This is a genomic window from Microbacterium sp. LBN7, from assembly GCF_045690345.1.
Lineage (GTDB): Bacteria > Actinomycetota > Actinomycetes > Actinomycetales > Microbacteriaceae > Microbacterium.
This window is the reverse complement of record NZ_CP147856.1, coordinates 79,191-95,572: the sequence shown is the minus strand read 5'-3', so window position 1 is coordinate 95,572 and position 16,382 is coordinate 79,191. Positions and strand designations below refer to the sequence as shown.

16 protein-coding genes, 2 tRNA genes and 1 pseudogene are annotated in these 16,382 nt (G+C 68.3%); 9 read left to right on the top strand and 10 right to left on the bottom strand.

Features of this window, described 5'->3' with window-relative positions:
• Position 1 precedes the first annotated feature (1 nt).
• Entirely contained in the window at positions 2–448 is a 447-nt protein-coding gene (locus LBN7_RS00475) for a VOC family protein (protein ID WP_407360654.1), read from the bottom strand.
• A gap of 133 nt (positions 449–581) precedes the next feature.
• Between LBN7_RS00475 and LBN7_RS00470 the strand changes: the two genes are divergently transcribed.
• The 3 genes from LBN7_RS00470 to LBN7_RS00460 all read left to right on the top strand — a co-directional run bounded on the left by LBN7_RS00470 (position 582) and on the right by LBN7_RS00460 (position 2,390).
• On the top strand, positions 582–1,133 hold the full coding sequence (locus LBN7_RS00470) for a CGNR zinc finger domain-containing protein (protein ID WP_407360653.1): 552 nt from the start codon (positions 582–584) through the stop codon (positions 1,131–1,133).
• Between the two features lie 106 nt (positions 1,134–1,239).
• Positions 1,240–1,311 (top strand) — tRNA-Gln (locus LBN7_RS00465).
• An 83-nt stretch (positions 1,312–1,394) separates the two neighbouring features.
• Positions 1,395–2,390, top strand: coding sequence for an SDR family oxidoreductase (locus tag LBN7_RS00460; protein WP_407360652.1), 996 nt, complete (start codon positions 1,395–1,397; stop codon positions 2,388–2,390).
• Between the two features lie 7 nt (positions 2,391–2,397).
• On the opposite strand, the gene LBN7_RS00455 is transcribed toward LBN7_RS00460, so the two are convergent.
• Positions 2,398–3,249, bottom strand: coding sequence for a hypothetical protein (locus LBN7_RS00455; protein WP_407360651.1), 852 nt, complete (start codon positions 3,247–3,249; stop codon positions 2,398–2,400).
• Between the two features lie 116 nt (positions 3,250–3,365).
• Between LBN7_RS00455 and LBN7_RS00450 the strand changes: the two genes are divergently transcribed.
• The 4 genes from LBN7_RS00450 (at position 3,366) to pepN (ending at position 8,830) form a co-directional block, all read left to right on the top strand.
• Complete coding sequence (locus tag LBN7_RS00450) at positions 3,366–4,688, top strand: MFS transporter (protein WP_243408903.1); 1,323 nt, start codon at positions 3,366–3,368, stop codon at positions 4,686–4,688.
• 9 nt (positions 4,689–4,697) lie between these two features.
• Positions 4,698–5,192 carry a hypothetical protein gene (locus LBN7_RS00445; protein ID WP_407360650.1) on the top strand — a complete coding sequence of 165 codons (495 nt, stop codon included), beginning with the start codon at positions 4,698–4,700 and terminating at the stop codon, positions 5,190–5,192.
• Between the two features lie 88 nt (positions 5,193–5,280).
• A complete protein-coding gene (locus LBN7_RS00440; protein WP_341945515.1) occupies positions 5,281–6,294 on the top strand; it encodes a DNA topoisomerase IB in 1,014 nt (337 codons plus the stop codon).
• Positions 6,295–6,343: 49 nt separating this feature from the next.
• Complete coding sequence (pepN, locus tag LBN7_RS00435) at positions 6,344–8,830, top strand: aminopeptidase N (RefSeq protein ID WP_407360649.1); 2,487 nt, start codon at positions 6,344–6,346, stop codon at positions 8,828–8,830.
• On the opposite strand, the gene LBN7_RS00430 is transcribed toward pepN, so the two are convergent.
• Both LBN7_RS00430 and LBN7_RS00425 read right to left on the bottom strand, forming a co-directional pair.
• Positions 8,827–9,357, bottom strand: coding sequence for a GNAT family N-acetyltransferase (locus LBN7_RS00430; protein ID WP_407360648.1), 531 nt, complete (start codon positions 9,355–9,357; stop codon positions 8,827–8,829). The genes pepN and LBN7_RS00430 overlap by 4 nt on opposite strands.
• On the bottom strand, positions 9,354–9,992 hold the full coding sequence (locus LBN7_RS00425) for an MBL fold metallo-hydrolase (RefSeq protein ID WP_116635114.1): 639 nt from the start codon (positions 9,990–9,992) through the stop codon (positions 9,354–9,356). Before LBN7_RS00425 ends, LBN7_RS00430 begins: the two co-directional genes overlap by 4 nt.
• 152 nt (positions 9,993–10,144) lie before the next feature.
• On the opposite strand from LBN7_RS00425, the gene LBN7_RS00420 reads away from it, so the two are divergent.
• A tRNA-Glu gene (locus tag LBN7_RS00420) sits at positions 10,145–10,217 on the top strand.
• A gap of 52 nt (positions 10,218–10,269) precedes the next feature.
• Here LBN7_RS00420 and LBN7_RS00415 read toward each other — a convergent pair.
• From LBN7_RS00415 to LBN7_RS00395, 5 genes are all read right to left on the bottom strand, one after another.
• Entirely contained in the window at positions 10,270–11,511 is a 1,242-nt protein-coding gene (locus tag LBN7_RS00415) for an MFS transporter (RefSeq protein WP_407360647.1), read from the bottom strand.
• Positions 11,511–12,059, bottom strand: a complete 549-nt coding sequence (locus tag LBN7_RS00410) for an ArsR/SmtB family transcription factor (RefSeq protein ID WP_407360646.1) — start codon at positions 12,057–12,059, stop codon at positions 11,511–11,513. Before LBN7_RS00410 ends, LBN7_RS00415 begins: the two co-directional genes overlap by 1 nt.
• Positions 12,060–12,170: 111 nt before the next feature.
• Positions 12,171–13,280, bottom strand: a complete 1,110-nt coding sequence (locus tag LBN7_RS00405; RefSeq protein ID WP_407360645.1) for a DUF4349 domain-containing protein — start codon at positions 13,278–13,280, stop codon at positions 12,171–12,173.
• Positions 13,277–13,834 carry an RNA polymerase sigma factor gene (locus tag LBN7_RS00400; protein WP_116635110.1) on the bottom strand — a complete coding sequence of 186 codons (558 nt, stop codon included), beginning with the start codon at positions 13,832–13,834 and terminating at the stop codon, positions 13,277–13,279. Before LBN7_RS00400 ends, LBN7_RS00405 begins: the two co-directional genes overlap by 4 nt.
• 60 nt (positions 13,835–13,894) lie before the next feature.
• Positions 13,895–14,560: a TIGR00645 family protein gene (locus tag LBN7_RS00395; RefSeq protein WP_243408880.1), complete on the bottom strand. Its 666-nt coding sequence runs from the start codon at positions 14,558–14,560 to the stop codon at positions 13,895–13,897.
• A 200-nt stretch (positions 14,561–14,760) separates the two neighbouring features.
• Between LBN7_RS00395 and LBN7_RS00390 the strand changes: the two genes are divergently transcribed.
• A complete protein-coding gene (locus LBN7_RS00390; RefSeq protein WP_407360644.1) occupies positions 14,761–15,765 on the top strand; it encodes a TerC/Alx family metal homeostasis membrane protein in 1,005 nt (334 codons plus the stop codon).
• A 2-nt stretch (positions 15,766–15,767) separates the two neighbouring features.
• On the opposite strand, the pseudogene LBN7_RS00385 reads toward LBN7_RS00390, so the two are convergent.
• Positions 15,768–16,363: pseudogene (locus LBN7_RS00385) on the bottom strand (LON peptidase substrate-binding domain-containing protein).
• Positions 16,364–16,382 lie beyond the last annotated feature (19 nt).

The window sequence follows — 16,382 nt, the reverse complement described above, 5'->3', positions numbered from 1 at the left end:
ATCAACGCCCGGGGAGGCGATCGACGATCTGCTGGATGATCCACTCGTTCCCGTCGGGGTCTTCGAAGGAGACGTACGACGAGTAGCTGTCGTGCTGGGTGTTCGCGCCCGGAAGACGGTTCCGATCGCCTGCCCAGTGGAAGATCCCGTCGGCGTCGTGCCATATCTCCGAGACGTCTGCGCCGCCGGCGACGAGTTCGGCACGGGCCGCTTCGAGGTCGGGGGTGACGAGGTGCAGTCCGCGCACCGAGCCAGGAGCGGCATCCGTCAGATTCTCGCCGAAGATGATCGACGCCGTTCCCTTTCCCGGAGGCGTCACCTGGACGACGCGCAGACCGCGATCGGTGGTGAAGTCCGCGTCGAGGCGGAAGCCGAGACGCGTGTAGAAGGCCTTGCTGCGATCGACGTCGGAGACGGGGAGGACGACGATCTCGAGTGTGAGTTCCATGATGAGCCTGTTCGTGTGGGTGATCTGCGTAACTTGTTGAAGCGGTTACGACTCTTGCTCAACTCAACGTAACTTGTCAAGCAGGTTATTCCGGATTGCACAATTTCTTGTGACCCGCCAGAATGGTTACGCTATGCACGCCTTTCCCTGCGGAACGCCCGCCCTCGACTTCGTCGGAACGCTGCGCGCGCGCCGCAACGCGTCGCCCACGGAGAAGCTCGACTCGGATGCCGCGCTCACGGCATGGTTCGAGGAATCCGGGCTGGTCCACGATGCTCCGGACGTTGCGACCGGCGACCTCGAGGCGGCCATCGCCCTGCGTGAGGCCGTCTACGACCTCGTGAGCGCTCGACGGCGAGGTGATGCGATTCCCGGCCCGGCGAGAGAGATCGTGAACGGCTTCGCCGAGGGGATGCCGATCGGCGTGCGGCTCGACGGCATCGTGCGGCGATCGGGAACCGTCGCCCAAGGGCTGTCGTCCCTGGCTCGCCAGGCCGTCGAGATCGTCGGAGGAGAGGATGCGGCGCTGCTGCGCGAGTGCGCTCGCCCCGAGTGCACTCAGGTGTATCTCGATCGGTCTCGCGGTCATCGCCGCGAGTGGTGCGCCATGAAGACCTGCGGCAACCGGGTGAAGGCGGCGAACTTCCGGGCTCGTCAGCGCGCGGACGCGGAAGCGTCGGCATGACATGTCGCGCGCGACGCGCCCGGGGCGCGGGAGACACGGGGCGTTTTGGCGTTCTGCCCCTGCTCCGGTAGGCTTGATTCTCGGTGCGAGGCTCCGGTTTCGCCCTTGGGGTATGGTGTAATTGGCAACACGACGGTTTCTGGTTCCGTTATTCTTGGTTCGAGTCCAGGTACCCCAGCAAGATGAGAACCCTCGCGTGAGCGGGGGTTTTTTCGTTGAAGCGAGTGGTTCTCCGCACGGCGCTCCTGGCAGACTGACCTCATGAGCCCACAACGGATCCTGTTCATCGGCGGCACGGGGATCATCAGCTCCGCCAGCGTGTCGCACGCCCTCGACCTCGGCCACGACGTCACGGTGCTCAACCGCGGGACCACCGGCATCCGTCCGCTGCCCGACGGTGCCCGGTCGATCGTCGCCGACATCAGGGATCCGGAGGCGACCCGGGCGGCGCTGGACGCTGCCGGGGAGGACTTCGACGTCGTGGCGGATTTCCTGTCCTTCACGCCGGATCAGGTGCAGTCTGGCATCGATCTCTTCGAGGGCCGGGTCGGGCAGTACGTGTTCATCAGCTCGGCGTCGGCGTACCAGACGCCGCCGTCACGTCTTCCGGTCACCGAGTCCACGCCGCTGCGCAATCCGCACTGGCAGTACTCGCGAGACAAGATCGCCTGCGAGGACCTGCTCGTCTCGGCCTACCGGGAACGCGGGTTCCCCGTGACGATCGTGCGGCCGTCGCACACCTACGACGCGACCTCGGTGCCGACGCTCGGCGGATGGACCGACATCGCCCGGATGCGCGCGGGCAAGCCGGTCGTGGTGCACGGCGACGGGTCCAGTCTGTGGACCATCACGCACACTCGGGATTTCGCGGTGGGGTTCGTGGGTCTCCTCGGCCATCCTGCCGCCGTGGGCGACGCGTTCCACATCACGGGTGATCACGCGCCGACGTGGGATCAGATCTATCGATGGCTCGGAGCGGCGGCCGGCGTCGATCCCGAGCTCGTGCACGTCGCGTCCGACACGATCGCGGCGGTGCACCCCGCGTGGGGTGATGGCCTGCTGGGCGACAAGGCGCACTCGATGGTCTTCGACAACAGCAAGGTGAAGGGCCTCGTGCCCGAGTTCCGCACCACGGTCACCTTCGATAAGGGAGCGCACGAGATCCTGGCGTGGTACGACGCGAACCCGGATCGTCAGATCGTCGATGCCGCGGCCGACGCGGCGTTCAAGCGCGTTCTCGCTCTGCCGCGGAGCTGATCCCGGACTACTCGCACTCTCCGATGAAGCCCAGGTAGCAGACGGCCTCGTGGGTCACGGCCGGTGCCTGATCGTTGTTGGACACCTGCCGGGTGTCGATCTCCGCAGTGCGCGAGAGGCTGCCGTAGTCGCCGAGCGAGGCGACGTACGACCCCGGTTCGTCGAGGGCTCTCATCTCGTCGACGGCCGCGAGGTAGTCCGCGCACAGGGCGGCGGCCGACTCGGTGAGCTCGACACCGGCGCACGTCGCGTCGTACTGCGCCTGCATCACGGTGATGCAGTCGGTCCAGTCCTGGTTCACGAAGCAGGGGTTGACCGCGTCCATGGCCACGTCGAACCGTCCGGTCTCGAATTCCTCGCTGTGGAACGTCTCCGGCTTCTCGGGCACATCGACCTTGGTCCAGTGGCGCGCGGTCGTGAAGGCGAAGACGACGACGATCGCCGCGATCAGCAGCAGGGCCCCGAGGATCGAGAGAGTGACCCAGAGTCCGACGTTCTTCTTCCGCGGAGCCGTGTCCGTCGGGGGGAGGGCCGAAGGGTACGGAGATCCACCCGCGTACGCCCCGGGTGCGGCGGGCAGGATCCGCGTCAGATCGTGATCGCCGAGGGGAGCCTGCGGCACGGGCGCCGGAGGTGAGGGCGCCGGAGGTGAGGGGACCTGCGGTACGGCGGGATACGGCGTCGTCGCGGGAGCGGCCGCGGCGGCGGGGGTCGTGAGCCAGTAGGAGTACCAGCTCTGCGCGGATGCCGGGTCGTCGTGCACCTGCTGCGCCTCGGCATCCGTCAGCGTGATGCCGAGGTGACGGCGTCCGTCCGCGCTCAGCAGGGCGGCGCGGAACTCCTCGAGTGACAGTGCCATGTTCAGGATCATCCCAGAACCGGTGGGATCCGGACAATCCGGATTCGCGTTCGGGTGATCCGGCCCTGCGCACGGAGGATGTCGGAGGCATCGGGAAGAATGCTCGGGTGACCGGCATGAGAAGCTTCTGGAACGCGCTGCCCACCGAAGGACGCTGGCTGCTGTCGACCGTGGCGATCCAGACTCTCGGTCGAGGGATGACGCTCCCGTTCACGATCATCTATCTCCACGAGGTCCGCGGATTCGATCTCGGCATCTCGGGCGCGCTGATGAGCCTCATCGCGATCACCGGATTGATCGTCACGGGCCCCGGCGGGACGCTGATCGACCGTTTCGGCGCGCGGCGCGTGCTGATCGTCGGACTCCTGTCGATGATCGCGGGCTGCGCGCTGCTCGCGTTCGCCACGCATCCGGCGGTCGCCGCGATCGCCGTCATCCTCATCGGCGTCAACTTCGGCGTCTCATGGCCGGGCTTCAACGCGCTCATCGCCACGGTCGTCGACGGCGAGGTGCGTCAGCAGTACTTCGGCGTCAACTTCGCTCTGGTGAATCTCGGCATCGGCGTCGGCGGTGTGATCGGCGGGTTCTTCGTCGACGTGCACGACCCCACGACGTTCACGACGATCTTCCTGGTCGATGCGGCGAGCAGTCTCATCCCGCTGGCGCTGCTGCTTGGACCGCTCCGCCACGTGCGCACTCAGCACGAGGCCGAGGCCGACGCGCCCCCGGTCGGCGGGTACCGCGAGATCCTCCGTCGGCCGGCCGTCCTGTGGCTCACCTTGCTGACGTTCCTGGCCGTGTTCATCGGATACGGGCAGATGGAGGCGGGGTTCCCGGCATTCGCGCGGCAGGTCTCCGAGGTGTCGACGCAGGTGGTCGGCCTCTCGTTCGCCGTGAACACGGCGGTGATCGTTCTGCTGCAGTTCGCGGTGCTCCGGCTCATCTCCGGCCGACGACGCACCAGGGTCATGCAGGTGATGGCGCTCATCTGGGCGCTGTCGTGGGTGATTCTCGGAGCGACGGGATTCCTTCCCGGCTCGGTGACGGCAGCGATCGGTGTGATCGCCTTCATGGGCGTCTTCGCATTCGGGGAGACGATGCTGCAGCCCACGGTCCCCGCCATCTACAACGATCTCGCCTCCGACCGCACGAGAGGGCGCTACAACGCGATCAACTCCGCGGCCTTCCAGGGCGGCGCCATCACGGGACCGCTCGTGGCCGGTGTGATGCTCGGCGGGGGATGGGACGGCTGGTTCATCGGCGTGATGATCGCGGGGAGCCTCGCCGTCGGCGTGCTGGCCCTGGTGCTCGAACGGGTCGTCCTGCCCGAGGCGAACGGAGTGTCGTCGGTCGGTGCCGATGGCGGACCGGATGCCGGGGCTGCGGGCGTTTCCGGCATCCATCGAACGGACGACGACGGCGGGGGTCGAAGCCCTTAGGCTCCAGCCATGGCCCTGGAATCCCTCTTCCTCCGTCTCGACCGGATCGCGGGCGGGCGGCAGGCCGGCGTCGCGATCAGCGAGGCCGACCGCACACACCCCAAGACCGTGCGAGCGTTCACCTGGATCCTCTGGCTTCTCGTCGTCGAGCTCGTGATCGGCGTCGGAGCCGTCGTGGTCGCGTTGCTGCTCGCCGTCGAGGGGGAGCCGGTCTCCTTCGCCGTCTGGATGCGGACGCTGGTCGTGCTCGCGATGACCGCCACCTTGTTCTACTTCGCCTGGCGGGCGCGGCGAGGATGGCGGTGGGCGTATCGACGGCTGCGGCTGTTCGCGCAGATCTTCCCGGTGATCACGCTCGTGATGGCGGCGATCCCCGGCCTCTACCCGCTCTGGATGGTCTCCGAGCAGATCGTCTTCAGCCTGATCATGATCGGCATCGCCGACTTCCTCACGAGCGACCATATGCGCAGTGCCTTCGCCGCACCCCGTGCCGGGGATCGATAGCACGGCAGAGCACGCGACGCCACTCCCTTTCAGTGGCGAAGCAAGCACGACATCCTCGATCCGACAATGAGTCGAGGAGGCAGAGCGGATGGCGAGACTGAACCGCGTCGTTCCCGGGCAGGACCCCGGATTCCGTCGTGTGCGATCCGGGTCCGGGTTCCGCTACGTGGATGCGGCGGGTGAGACGGCTCCGGAGGCCGATCGGGAGCGGGTCAGCGACCTGGTGATCCCGCCGGCATGGACCGACGTCTGGATCGCCGCCGACCCCCTGGCTCACATCCAGGCCGTGGGCATCGACGAAGCCGGACGCAAGCAGTACCTGTATCACCCGCTCTGGCGGGTCTCGCGTGATCGACGCAAGTTCATCCGCGCGCTCGACCTCGCCGCCGCGCTTCCGGGCGCCAGGGCCCAGGTGACCCGCGCGCTCGGTGACGACGGGCAGACGAAGGCCAAGGCTCTCGCGATCGCCTTCCGCCTGCTCGACGACGCCGCGCTCCGCATCGGATCCGAGCGATACCTCGTGCGTCACGGCAGCCGCGGGCTGACGACCCTGCGCAGACGCGACGTGAAGCTCGACGGCAGCGCTGTCGCCCTGTCCTTCCCCGCGAAGAGCGGCAGGACGGCGTCGATCGAGATCACGGACGACTCCCTCGCCGAGGCTCTCACCGAATTCGCCGCGGGTGGCCCACGGGAGTTCCTCCTCGCCTACCGCAAGGGGCGTCGGCGCGTGCGCATCACTCCGGCGGAGGTCAACGCGTACGTGCGCGAGATCACGGGTGCCACGTTCTCGGCGAAGGACTTCCGGACCCTGCACGGCACGATCACCGCAGCGGATGCGCTGGCGCGGATCGGCGAGCTCGACCGTCGCGGGGATCGGGCCAGGGCGGAGCGTCTCGCGGTCCAGGCGACGGCGACGGCACTCGGGAACACGACGGCCGTCGCGCGCGGCAGCTACATCGACCCTCGTGTCTTCCGGCTCTACGCCCGCGGACAGACGCTCGATCTGACCGTGACGCCGGAGACGGCCATCCGTCGTCTGCTCGGCGGGCCCGAGAAGAGCCGCAAGGCCGGACGGCGTGAGAAGAGGGAGCGTCGGCGCTGAGCGAGGGCGGGCGTCCGGGTCGGTAGCCGCCGGATGAAAGGATGGTGGGATGGACACCGCCAACCTCAGCCGACAGGAGACCGCGGCGCGATCCGCGGCGGTCACTCTGCGCAGCATCCGCGTCGAGCTCGACCTGACCGGAGCGCCGGAGCGCGCACGGACCGGCTTCCCGACGACGACGACTCTCGAGTTCGACGCGACGGTCGACGCGACCTGGCTCGACTTCATCGGAGAAGAGGTGCGTCGCGTCGTCGTGAACGGTGAGGAGCGCCCTGTCGAGTACGACGGCGCCCGCATCGTGCTGTCGGGGCTGACGACTGCCAACGTGGTCCGCGTCGAGGCCGTCGGGGCTTACAGCCGATCGGGGGAGGGACTGCACCGGTTCCATGATCCCGTCGACGATGCGACGTACCTCTACACGCAGTACGAGCCCGCGGACTCCCGCCGGGTGATGGCCTGCTTCGAGCAGCCCGACATGAAGGCCGCCTACACGTTCGTCGTGGATGCGCCTTCCGGCTGGGAGGTCCTCTCCAACCAGGCCCCGGAGCGCACCGATCCCGGCCTCGGCGTGCAGCGCGTGCAGTTCGCCCCGACGCTGCCGATCTCGAGCTACATCACGGTCGTCGCCGCCGGTCCCTACGCGCGGGTCGACGGAGCCTGGGAGCGCGACGACCAGCGCATCGCGCTCGGCGTGTTCGTGCGCCGTTCCCTCGCGCAGCACCTGGAGTCCGACGAGATCCTCGAGATCACCCGTCAGGGCCTCGACTTCTTCACGGATGCCTTCGCCTACCCGTACCCGTGGGGGAAGTACGATCAGATCTTCGTGCCCGAGTACAACCTCGGCGCCATGGAGAACCCGGGTCTCGTGACGTTCACGGAGGGGTACATCTCCCGCGGAGCGGCCACCGACGCCCAGCGCGCCGCCCGCGCGAACACGATCCTGCACGAGATGGCGCACATGTGGTTCGGGGACCTCGTCACGATGAAGTGGTGGGACGACCTCTGGCTGAAGGAGTCGTTCGCCGACTACATGGGGTCGCACGCCTCAGCGGTCGCGACGCGATTCCACGACGCATGGGTGAAGTTCGCCGCGAACCGCAAGGCCTGGGCGTATCAGCAGGACCAGTTGCCGACCACCCACCCGATCGTCGCCGACATCACCGACCTCGAGGCCGCGAAGCTGAACTTCGACGGCATCACGTACGCCAAGGGCGCCGCCGTGCTCAAGCAGCTCGTCGCGTTCGTGGGCGACGATGCCTTCTTCGAGGGAGCGCGCCGGTACTTCGCCGCGAACGCCTTCGGCAACACGACCCTGGACGACTTCCTCGTCGAGCTGAGCGCCGTGTCGGGCCGCGACATGAGCGACTGGTCGCGCGCATGGCTGCAGACATCCGGGGTGTCGGCCCTGTGGATCGAGACGGATGCCGAGGGCCGCCGCACGCTGCGGCAGACCGATCCGCGCCCGCACCGCCTGCGCATCGGTCTCTATGACCGCGTCGACGGGCGCGTGGTGCGTCGCGAGCAGCGCGAACTCGACATCGTCGGCGAGCAGACCGAGATCGAGCTCGGCGAGGCCGATCTCGTGCTGGTCAACGACGACGACCTCACGTATGCGAAGGCCCGGCTCGACGAGCGTTCGCTCCGCACCGTCGAGGAGTCGCTGTCCGCGGTCGATGATCCGCTGGCGCGGGCCCTCGTGTGGTCGTCGCTGTGGAACGCGACCCGCGACGGCGTGCTCGATGCGCGTCGCTACCTCTCGATCGTGCGGACGCACGCTCCGGGGGAGGGGAACATCGGGCTGCTCTCCGGTGTGCTCGCCAACGCCGCCGTGGCGGTGCGCCAGTTCGTCCCCGACGCGCACCGCGCCGACGAGCAGCGCGCCTGGACAGAAGCGGCGGGGAGCGCTCTGCAGGTCGCGGAGCCCGGCGGCGACGCGCAGCTGTCGTGGGCGAGGGCCCTCGCCTCGGCATCCGCTTTCGACGACGTACGGCACGTCGAGCTGCGGGCGATGCTCGACGGCCGGGTTCCGGACGGTCTCACCGTCGACCCCGATCTGCGCTGGCAGCTGCTCACGGCTCTCGTGTCGACGGGCCATGCGGGCGCCGACGACATCGCCGCCGAGCTCGCGCGCGACGACACCGGCAGCGGGCGCACCGCCGAGCGGCGCGCCCTGTCGTCGCGCCCGGATGCGGAGGTGCGTCGGCAGGCCTGGAACACGGCGTGGACCGATCACTCGCTGAGCAACGACCATCTGGATGCCGAGATCGCCGGCTTCCGGGCGGGAGGGCGTCGCGATCTGATCGCGGAGTTCGACGCGGAGTACTTCGCCCGGATCCGCGAGGCGTGGGACGCGCGCAGCATCGAGTTGGCGAGACGCCTCGTGGTCGGGCTCTTCCCCGCGGGCGACTCCCTGGACCGGGCAGACGCATGGCTCGCTGAGCACGCGGAGGCGCCCGCGGCCCTCCGGCGCCTCGTCATCGAGCAGCGCGACCATCTGGAGCGCTCGCTCCGGGTGCGGGCGATCACGCGGAGCTAACGCGGAGAGACCTGCATCCCCATCACGGTGCGAACGATCCACGGATGCGCGTGGTCATCGTCGATGTGGGTCATGCCCAGATTCTCCGCGACACGGCGCGACGCGGTGTTGTCCGGATGGATGATCGCGGTCAGCAGCGTCGGCGCGAACTCCCGTGCGACCAGATCCACGCATGCGCGCGCCGCCTCGGTCGCTAGCCCCTGCCGCTGCAGGGATCGGTGCACGTGGTAGCCGACCTCCAGCACCGGAGCTTCGTTGACCGACTGCCACGTGATGCCGCAGTCGCCCACGAACACGCCGTCGTGCGTCTCGATCGTCCAGAGGGCGTGGCCGTGGCTCTCGTACCTGTCCCGCATGCGTGCGATCCAGTCGGCGCTCTCCGACCGGGTCTTCGGCGCCGGGTAGTACGCCATCACCTCGGGGTCGCCCAGCAGTTCGGCCATCGCATCGAGGTCGCCGGCGGTCATCTCGCGGAAGCGCAGACGAGGGGTCGGCTCCGGCAGGAGCCGACGAACGGGGCCTGTCACAGGTCGAGCGAGTCGCCGGGCTCGAGCACCGTGAACGCACCGCCGCCCTGTTCCGTCGCCCACTGCAGGCGCTGGCGGTGCATGTTCTTGCCGATGACGGAGAGGGTCATGTCGTGGGTGCCGAACGAGCGCTTCGGCTTCACCGCGAGCACGTAGTCCATGGCCTCGCCGATCTTGAGCCACGGCGCGCCCAGCGGAGCTGCGAGCGTGTCGACCTCGACGCCCTCCGGCACCGCGTAGGAGTCGCCCGGGTAGTAGAGCTCGTCGTTCACGAGCACGCCGACGTTCTCGACGACCGGGAGCGAGGAGTGGATGACCTCGTGCGTGCCGCCGAAGAACCGAAGGGTGAACGCCCCGACCTCGATCGTGTCGCCGGGAGCGACGACGGTGATCTCGTATCCCTCGGCAGCGCGCGCGACGCCGGACGGCGCGTAGATCGGGGTCCCGGGGGCATCGCGCAGGATGCGATCCAGGTGGTCCGGAGTCCAGTGATCCGGGTGCTCGTGCGTGATCACGACGCCGACGAGGCCGCCGAGGTCGACCAGCGGAGACGTGAAGGAGCCCGGATCGATCAGGAGGGTGTCCTGGTCCACATCGATGCGGAGGGTGGCATGTTCGAACTTCGTGACGCGCATGAGACGAGTCAACCCCTTCGGACGCTCGGCGGCAAACACATTCGCCGCCCGCCACGCCCGAGAGTTCGCGAAGGGCGGCCTCGATTTTGCGGACCGAGAATCGTCGTGGCATACTTGAACGGTTGCCGCGGGACGGAAACGTCCGGCCAGACGGCCCCATCGTATAGCGGCCTAGTACGCTGCCCTCTCACGGCGGTAACGCGGGTTCGAATCCCGCTGGGGTCACACGACACGAGAAAGCCCCCGGTTCGCCGGGGGCTTTCCTCGTATTCGGGTGTCATCGGCCGGAGCGCAAAGACATCTCGCGGAAGGTGCCGGTGCGGAGAGGCACGACCATCAGCCCCATCATCGTGACCCCGAAGAGCACGAAGGGCACCCAGACGGAGGTCGCCGAAGCCAGCGCACCGAACCCGGCCATGGCGAGCGGCATCAGGCAGTCGTCGCCCAGCCGCGTGATCGAGCCCATGCGTCCGAGATAGGCGGTGTCGACGGTCGCCGAGAACGTCGCGCTCAGCAGCACCGAGGCGTATCCGGCCGTCGCGCCGACGACGAAGGCGGATGCCGCCACGGTCCAGATCGGCCCGAATCCGAGGGCGACGATTGCCGCGCCCTGCACGACGAGCGCCCAGAACCCCGCGACCGCCTCGCGGCGCGGACGCCACTTCGCGACGGAGACGGCGCCGATCGCCGCGCCCAGGCCGAGAAGCGCCTCGAAGAGTCCGACGGCCGGCGCGCCCCAACCCTGGTCGTGCGCCCGCAGCGCGAGTCCGATGCCGACCGCCGGTCCCACGGCCAGGTTGAGGCCGGAGAGGGCGAGCACGAGCGTGCGCGTCGTGGGGGTGGCGGCGAGATGGCGGAAGCCGGCAGCGATCCCGCGCAGCGCGGACTCCTTCTCGGCGCGCGCGAGCAGGAAGCGCGGTCGCAGCCAGATCGCGAGGAACGCGACGACGAACGTGAAGGTCAGCGCGTTCGCGGCTGCGCTCCCTGCGAGACCGGCGTGGGCGACGATGACGCCCCCGACGGCGGCGCCGCCCATGGTCCCCAGACGCGACGCCGTCTGCGCCGCGGCGCCGTAGGCCGGCAGGTCGGATGCCCGGACCAGTCGGCGCGAGATCGTGCCGGCCGAGGGTTCGTAGAAGGCGTCGCACACGCCGAACGCGATCGCGGCGAACAGCAGCACGACCACGGTCGGCGGGGTGGCGAGGACCCAGAGCGTCACCGCGACGAGCACGCCGACTCGGATGGTGTTGAACAGGAGCATGACCAGGCGCGCATCGGCTCGATCCGCGATCACGCCCCCGAACAGCAGCACCACCGCTCGCGGCACGGTGCCGGCGGCGACGATCAGGCCGGCGACGGCGGGAGAGGCGATCTGCACAGCCGTCCAGACCAGCGCGATGGTCCAGAGCGCATCTCCGGCGTCCGACAGGGCCTTCACCCCGATCCATGCGTGCACGAGACGATCGCGGCGGAACGGCGGAACCTCGCGCACCTGCACCGGATCGACGACAGCGGTCATCAGGGCTCCGAGGGGAAGGCGTGGGCGAAGAGGAAGACCGGGGTGCGGTCCTGCCCGTCTCGGACGTCGATCGACTCCTGCCAGTCGCGGATCGTGGCAAGGAGCCGCATCGAGAGGTCCTGCAGCTCGGCCGGTGACGCCCAGGCGGTGCTGTCGGTGCTGTAGCCGTCGTAGTCCGCGTAGTCCGCATCGTGGCGGTGGCGGTGCCAGCGCTGCAGCCGCTCGAACTGCAGGCGGATGCCCTGGCGCTGCGCCTCACGTGCGAGGAGTGCGTCGGCGGGGGAATCGGCGAAGTCGTCGGCCGACCAGGTCAGGCCGCGGCGTGCGACTCTCCACCAGCTGGTGCGCTTGTCGCCGGTCGGATCCTCCACACGCTCCACGACGCCCGCGCGTTCCAGCATCCGCAGATGGTGACTGATGCTCCCCACCTGGCTGTCGAGCGCACGGGAGAGCGCTGTCACCTGCGAGGCGCCGAACAGCAGCAGATAGTCGAACATACGGCGACGCAGAGGGTGGTGCACGGCGGTGATCACGGAGATGTCTTCCACGGGAAGAACGCTATGTGCGGCCTCGCAGTTTCCACAAGACTTCTTGTATACCCCGGAAAATCAACGAAGAGCGGCCCCCGACGGTGCCGGGAGCCGCTCTCGATCAGACGATCAGTCCGCGTCGGACGCCGTCGTCGTCGCGTTCCGTCTCGCGCGCCGGGTGCGACGGGCCCGGCGGATGAGCCACACGACCAGCACGACGAACCCGGCGACCGCGAGCCAGGGGAGGAGGAAGCCGACGGCGATGACGAGTGCGTTCAGCGAGACCACGAGGCCGTTCCAGCCGGCCAGCAGCCCATCGCCGAATCCGGCCGGGTCCGCCGTCGTCGGCGCGGTGGTGCGGGTCAGCTCGACCTGGAGCGTCGACATCGCGACCTGATCCTCGATCGACGCGAGCTGCTGCTCGTAGGACTCGAGTTGCGCCTGACGGTCGGTCAGCGCGACCTCCGCCTCGATCAGCTCCGAGACACTGCCCGACTGGGCCATGAGCTCGGTGAGCCGCGTGACGGATGCCTTCGTCGCGTCGACGCGGGCGCGGAGGTCGATCGCGACCGAGGTGACGTCCTGCTTCGAGATCGAGGAGGACAGCACCTCGCCCGAATCCTCGAGAGCGGCGATCACGTCGGACAGCTCGGCGGAGGGCACGCGGATGCTGATCCATCCGTAGCCGGAATCGGCGGGGACCGGCTCGGTCGTGCCGTCGACCGCCACGGCCTTGCCGATCTCCGTGCTCTCGACGTAGCCGCCGCGCTCCTCGGCCAGGGCGGTGATGGCCGCGGCGGCATCTGTGATGCTCTTGACCTGCACGGTGGCGCGGGCGGTGGCGATGATCTCCCGGTCGCTCACCGCGAGCTCCTTGCCGGCAAGCGCAGAAGGGTCGGTCGCCGCCTCATCCACGGCACCGGGAGCGATCTCGAGACTCCGGTCGGGGGAGGCGGCGCCGGACTCGGCGACGCTTCCGCCGGCACCGTCCGCGGTCATCATCGATCCGCCGCCGACGGCGCCGAGGATCGGGGGTGTCACGAGGACGCCGACGACGAAGGCGGCCGCGACTCCGGCGCCGGTCAGCCAGCGACGCCGTCTGGTCCGCGCACGGTCCGCGGACGGCGCCGCCACGCGTGGGCGCTCCGCCTCGATCGCCGAGAACACGGAGGTCTCGATGCGGGCGATGGTCTCGTCGGAGAGCTCGGGGAGCTCGTCTCGGGGGGTCTGGTCGTTCATGCGTCTCTCGCTTCCTTCACAGCGCCGCGCAACTGGGTGCGCACTCGGGAGAGACGGTTCCGGACGACGGCGTGGCTCACGCCGAGCTCTTCGGCTGCGGCCTGATAGGCATAGCCCTCGGATGCGCACAGGCGGAAGATCTCGCGATCGAGCTCGCTCAGTGTGCCGACCTCGGCGGCGATCCGCGCCGCGAGATCCGCGGTGATGACCTGCTCCTCGACGCTGACCGTGTCCGGCAGCTCCTCGTCGAGGGCTTCGGCCGTGTGAGCCTGGTCACGGCGGCGCTGGCGGAGCCGGTTCGCCGCCTGGAATCGGCAGATCGTCGCCAGCCACGGCAGGATCGACTCGCCCTGGAGCTCGAGCCCCGGGAGCTTGCGCCACGCGACCACGAAGGTCTCCTGCGTCACATCCTCGGCGTCGGCGGGCGACGCGAGGATGCCGTTGGCGATCCAGTAGACCGGTCGTACGTGGGCTCGGTACAGCTCGCGGAAGGCGCTCTCGTCGCCTGCTGCGGCCTGCGCGGCCCATCTCTGATCACTCGTCTGCACGGGCATCCTGTTTCCGTTCGGTGTCTCTCACTGGGAAAGTGTCGACGGACGCCCCATCGTCTCAGATCAGTGCGCGGCGTTCTGCGGAGCGGTCTGCGCCGCAGCGTGCGCGGCCTTCGCCGTGCTCTGCGACATCTTGTCGATCCAGGCCAGCGCGAGGGCCGAGAGGATGAACACGCAGTGGATGACGACCTGCCAGAGGACGCCGGTCGGGGTGTACTTCTCGCCGTCCTCGTTGATCCCCGACTCGCTCATGCCGCCCACCTCGATGAATGTCTTGAGCAGGTGGATCGAGGAGATGCCGATGATCGCCATCGCGAGCTTCACCTTGAGCACGTTCGCATTGACGTGCGAGAGCCACTCGGGCTGATCCGGGTGCCCCTCCGTGTTGATACGCGAGACGAAGGTCTCGTATCCGCCGATGATCACCATGATGAGGAGGTTCGCGATCATCACGACGTCGATCAGGCCGAGCACCGTCAGCATGATGGTGGCCTCTTCGATGTGCGTGATGTCGCCGAACACGTCCTCGGCGATCAGGTGCCACAGCTCCACCATGAACACGACGACGTAGACCAGCTGGGCGACGATCAGGCCGAGGTAGAGCGGGGCCTGCAGCCAGCGGCTGACGAAGATGAGCGAGCCGATCGCCCGGGCCCAGGAGTTCTGGGGCCGGGTCTCCAGGGGAGCGATGCCGTGTTCGATGTGGTCTGGGTGCGAAGTCGAGGTCACGACGACTATTCCACCATGCAATGTCGTTCTCCGAGACAGTGTTGCTCCGGTAGCATTGCTCCCGCGAGAGGGAGTATCCCGGATCCGCGCGTAACGTCATCACGAGCATCGGCATCGCTGCTCCGGGCGCGCGACGCACTTCTGTGCGGGGGAGAGACTTTCGGCTTCTTCCCGACCCTCCTGAAAGGTGCCGTGCGCCCTTGGAAATCCCTCTCTGGTTCGAGATCACCTCGATGGTCGTCCTCACGATCATCCTCATCGGCGACCTCCTGCTCATCAAGCTGCGCCCGCACATCCCCTCGACGAAGGAGTCCACCCTCTGGGTGGTGTTCTACGTCGGCCTCGCGCTGCTGTTCGCGGTGCTGCTCGGCAACGTAGGCGGCTGGAAGAACGCGGGCGACTTCATCACCGGATGGGCGCTCGAGTACAGCCTCTCGATCGACAACCTCTTCGTCTTCGTGCTGATCATGGCGCAGTTCGCCGTTCCGAGGCGGCTGCAGCAGCAGGTGCTCATGATCGGGATCATCATCGCCCTCGTCCTGCGCGGCGCGTTCATCCTCGTCGGCGTCGCGATCGTCGAGAACTTCTCGCCGATCTTCTACGTCTTCGGCGCATTCCTCATCTGGACGGCGATCCGCCAGGCGATGCCGGACGGCGATCACGAGGGCGAGGTGCAGCGCGAGAACTTCGTCGTGCGACTGCTGCGTCGGCGCATCGACATCAGCGACCACTACGACGGTTCGAAGCTGCGCACCACGGTAGACGGCAAGCGGATGTTCACTCCGATGGTCATCGTGCTCATCACGATCGGTGTGACCGACCTGATCTTCGCGATCGACTCGATCCCGGCGATCTTCGAGATCACGACGAACGGCTTCCTCGTGTTCGCGGCGAACATCTTCGCGCTGATGGGCCTGCGCCAGCTGTACTTCCTGCTCGGCGACCTGCTCGACCGCCTGCGCTACCTGCACTACGGCATCGCCGTGATCCTCGGCTTCATCGGCATCAAGCTCATCCTGCATGCGCTGCACGTGAACGAGCTGCCGTTCATCAACGGCGGCGAGCACGTCGAGTGGGTGCCCGACATCGACAACATGGTCTCGCTGGGCGTGATCATCGCGTCGATGACGATCGCGACGATCGCCAGCCTCATCGCCTCAGGGCGCGAGAAGCGGGCCGAGAAGAAGGCGGTCATCACCGAGTGAGATCACTCGGCTGACCACAGGAGCTCGGCCTCGAGCGTGAGATCGATGATCTGTCGAAGGAGGGCGCCGGCCGTCGTCGACTGCAGCAGGGTGTACCTGTCGTATTCGCCCAGCGGAGCGATCGCGGCGAGCTGCCATGCCGCGGCGAGCGGGTCATCGGCGAGCTCGGTGTCGGCGTCCCACCGCGTCTCGGGCGCGCGAGCGAGAGTGCGACGCACGATGGCCTCGGCTTCCTTCTCCAGCGGGGCGAGTGCATCGTCCCACTCGAGTCGGGGAAGCGGCGTGACATCCGCGCGGGGGTAGGGGTCGTCGTCGAGCCATTGCTCGACCGTGAAGCGATCGGTGCCGACAGCGACGGCGGTCAGCACCTCGGCGCCGGCCGAGACGCTGACCAGCCGGGCCATCGTGCCGATGCTGCTGCGCCGGTCGCCGCCGCCGACCTCGTGGCCGCGCTCGATGAGCACGACGCCGAACTCGGGGTCGTCCTCGTCGAGAAGCCGTCCGACCATCGTGAGATACCGCGGCTCGAACACGCGCAGCGGCAGCGGGTGAACGGGAAGAGCACCGAGCCGAGCGGGAACATCGGTATCGCGGTCATGACATCAGTCAACACGGAG

Bases quoted from the DNA above. Each gene is read 5' to 3' on its own strand.
- LBN7_RS00455 (WP_407360651.1), bottom strand. From the start codon at position 3,249: ATGGCACTGTCACTCGAGGAGTTCCGCGCCGCCCTGCTGAGCGCGGAC.
- LBN7_RS00445 (WP_407360650.1), top strand. From the start codon at position 4,698: ATGGCCCTGGAATCCCTCTTCCTCCGTCTCGACCGGATCGCGGGCGGG.
- LBN7_RS00475 (WP_407360654.1), bottom strand. From the start codon at position 448: ATGGAACTCACACTCGAGATCGTCGTCCTCCCCGTCTCCGACGTCGAT.
- LBN7_RS00415 (WP_407360647.1), bottom strand. From the start codon at position 11,511: ATGACCGCTGTCGTCGATCCGGTGCAGGTGCGCGAGGTTCCGCCGTTC.
- LBN7_RS00460 (WP_407360652.1), top strand. From the start codon at position 1,395: ATGAGCCCACAACGGATCCTGTTCATCGGCGGCACGGGGATCATCAGC.
- LBN7_RS00450 (WP_243408903.1), top strand. From the start codon at position 3,366: ATGAGAAGCTTCTGGAACGCGCTGCCCACCGAAGGACGCTGGCTGCTG.
- LBN7_RS00405 (WP_407360645.1), bottom strand. From the start codon at position 13,280: ATGAACGACCAGACCCCCCGAGACGAGCTCCCCGAGCTCTCCGACGAG.
- LBN7_RS00470 (WP_407360653.1), top strand. From the start codon at position 582: ATGCACGCCTTTCCCTGCGGAACGCCCGCCCTCGACTTCGTCGGAACG.
- LBN7_RS00425 (WP_116635114.1), bottom strand. From the start codon at position 9,992: ATGCGCGTCACGAAGTTCGAACATGCCACCCTCCGCATCGATGTGGAC.
- LBN7_RS00440 (WP_341945515.1), top strand. From the start codon at position 5,281: ATGGCGAGACTGAACCGCGTCGTTCCCGGGCAGGACCCCGGATTCCGT.
- LBN7_RS00400 (WP_116635110.1), bottom strand. From the start codon at position 13,834: ATGCCCGTGCAGACGAGTGATCAGAGATGGGCCGCGCAGGCCGCAGCA.
- pepN (WP_407360649.1), top strand. From the start codon at position 6,344: ATGGACACCGCCAACCTCAGCCGACAGGAGACCGCGGCGCGATCCGCG.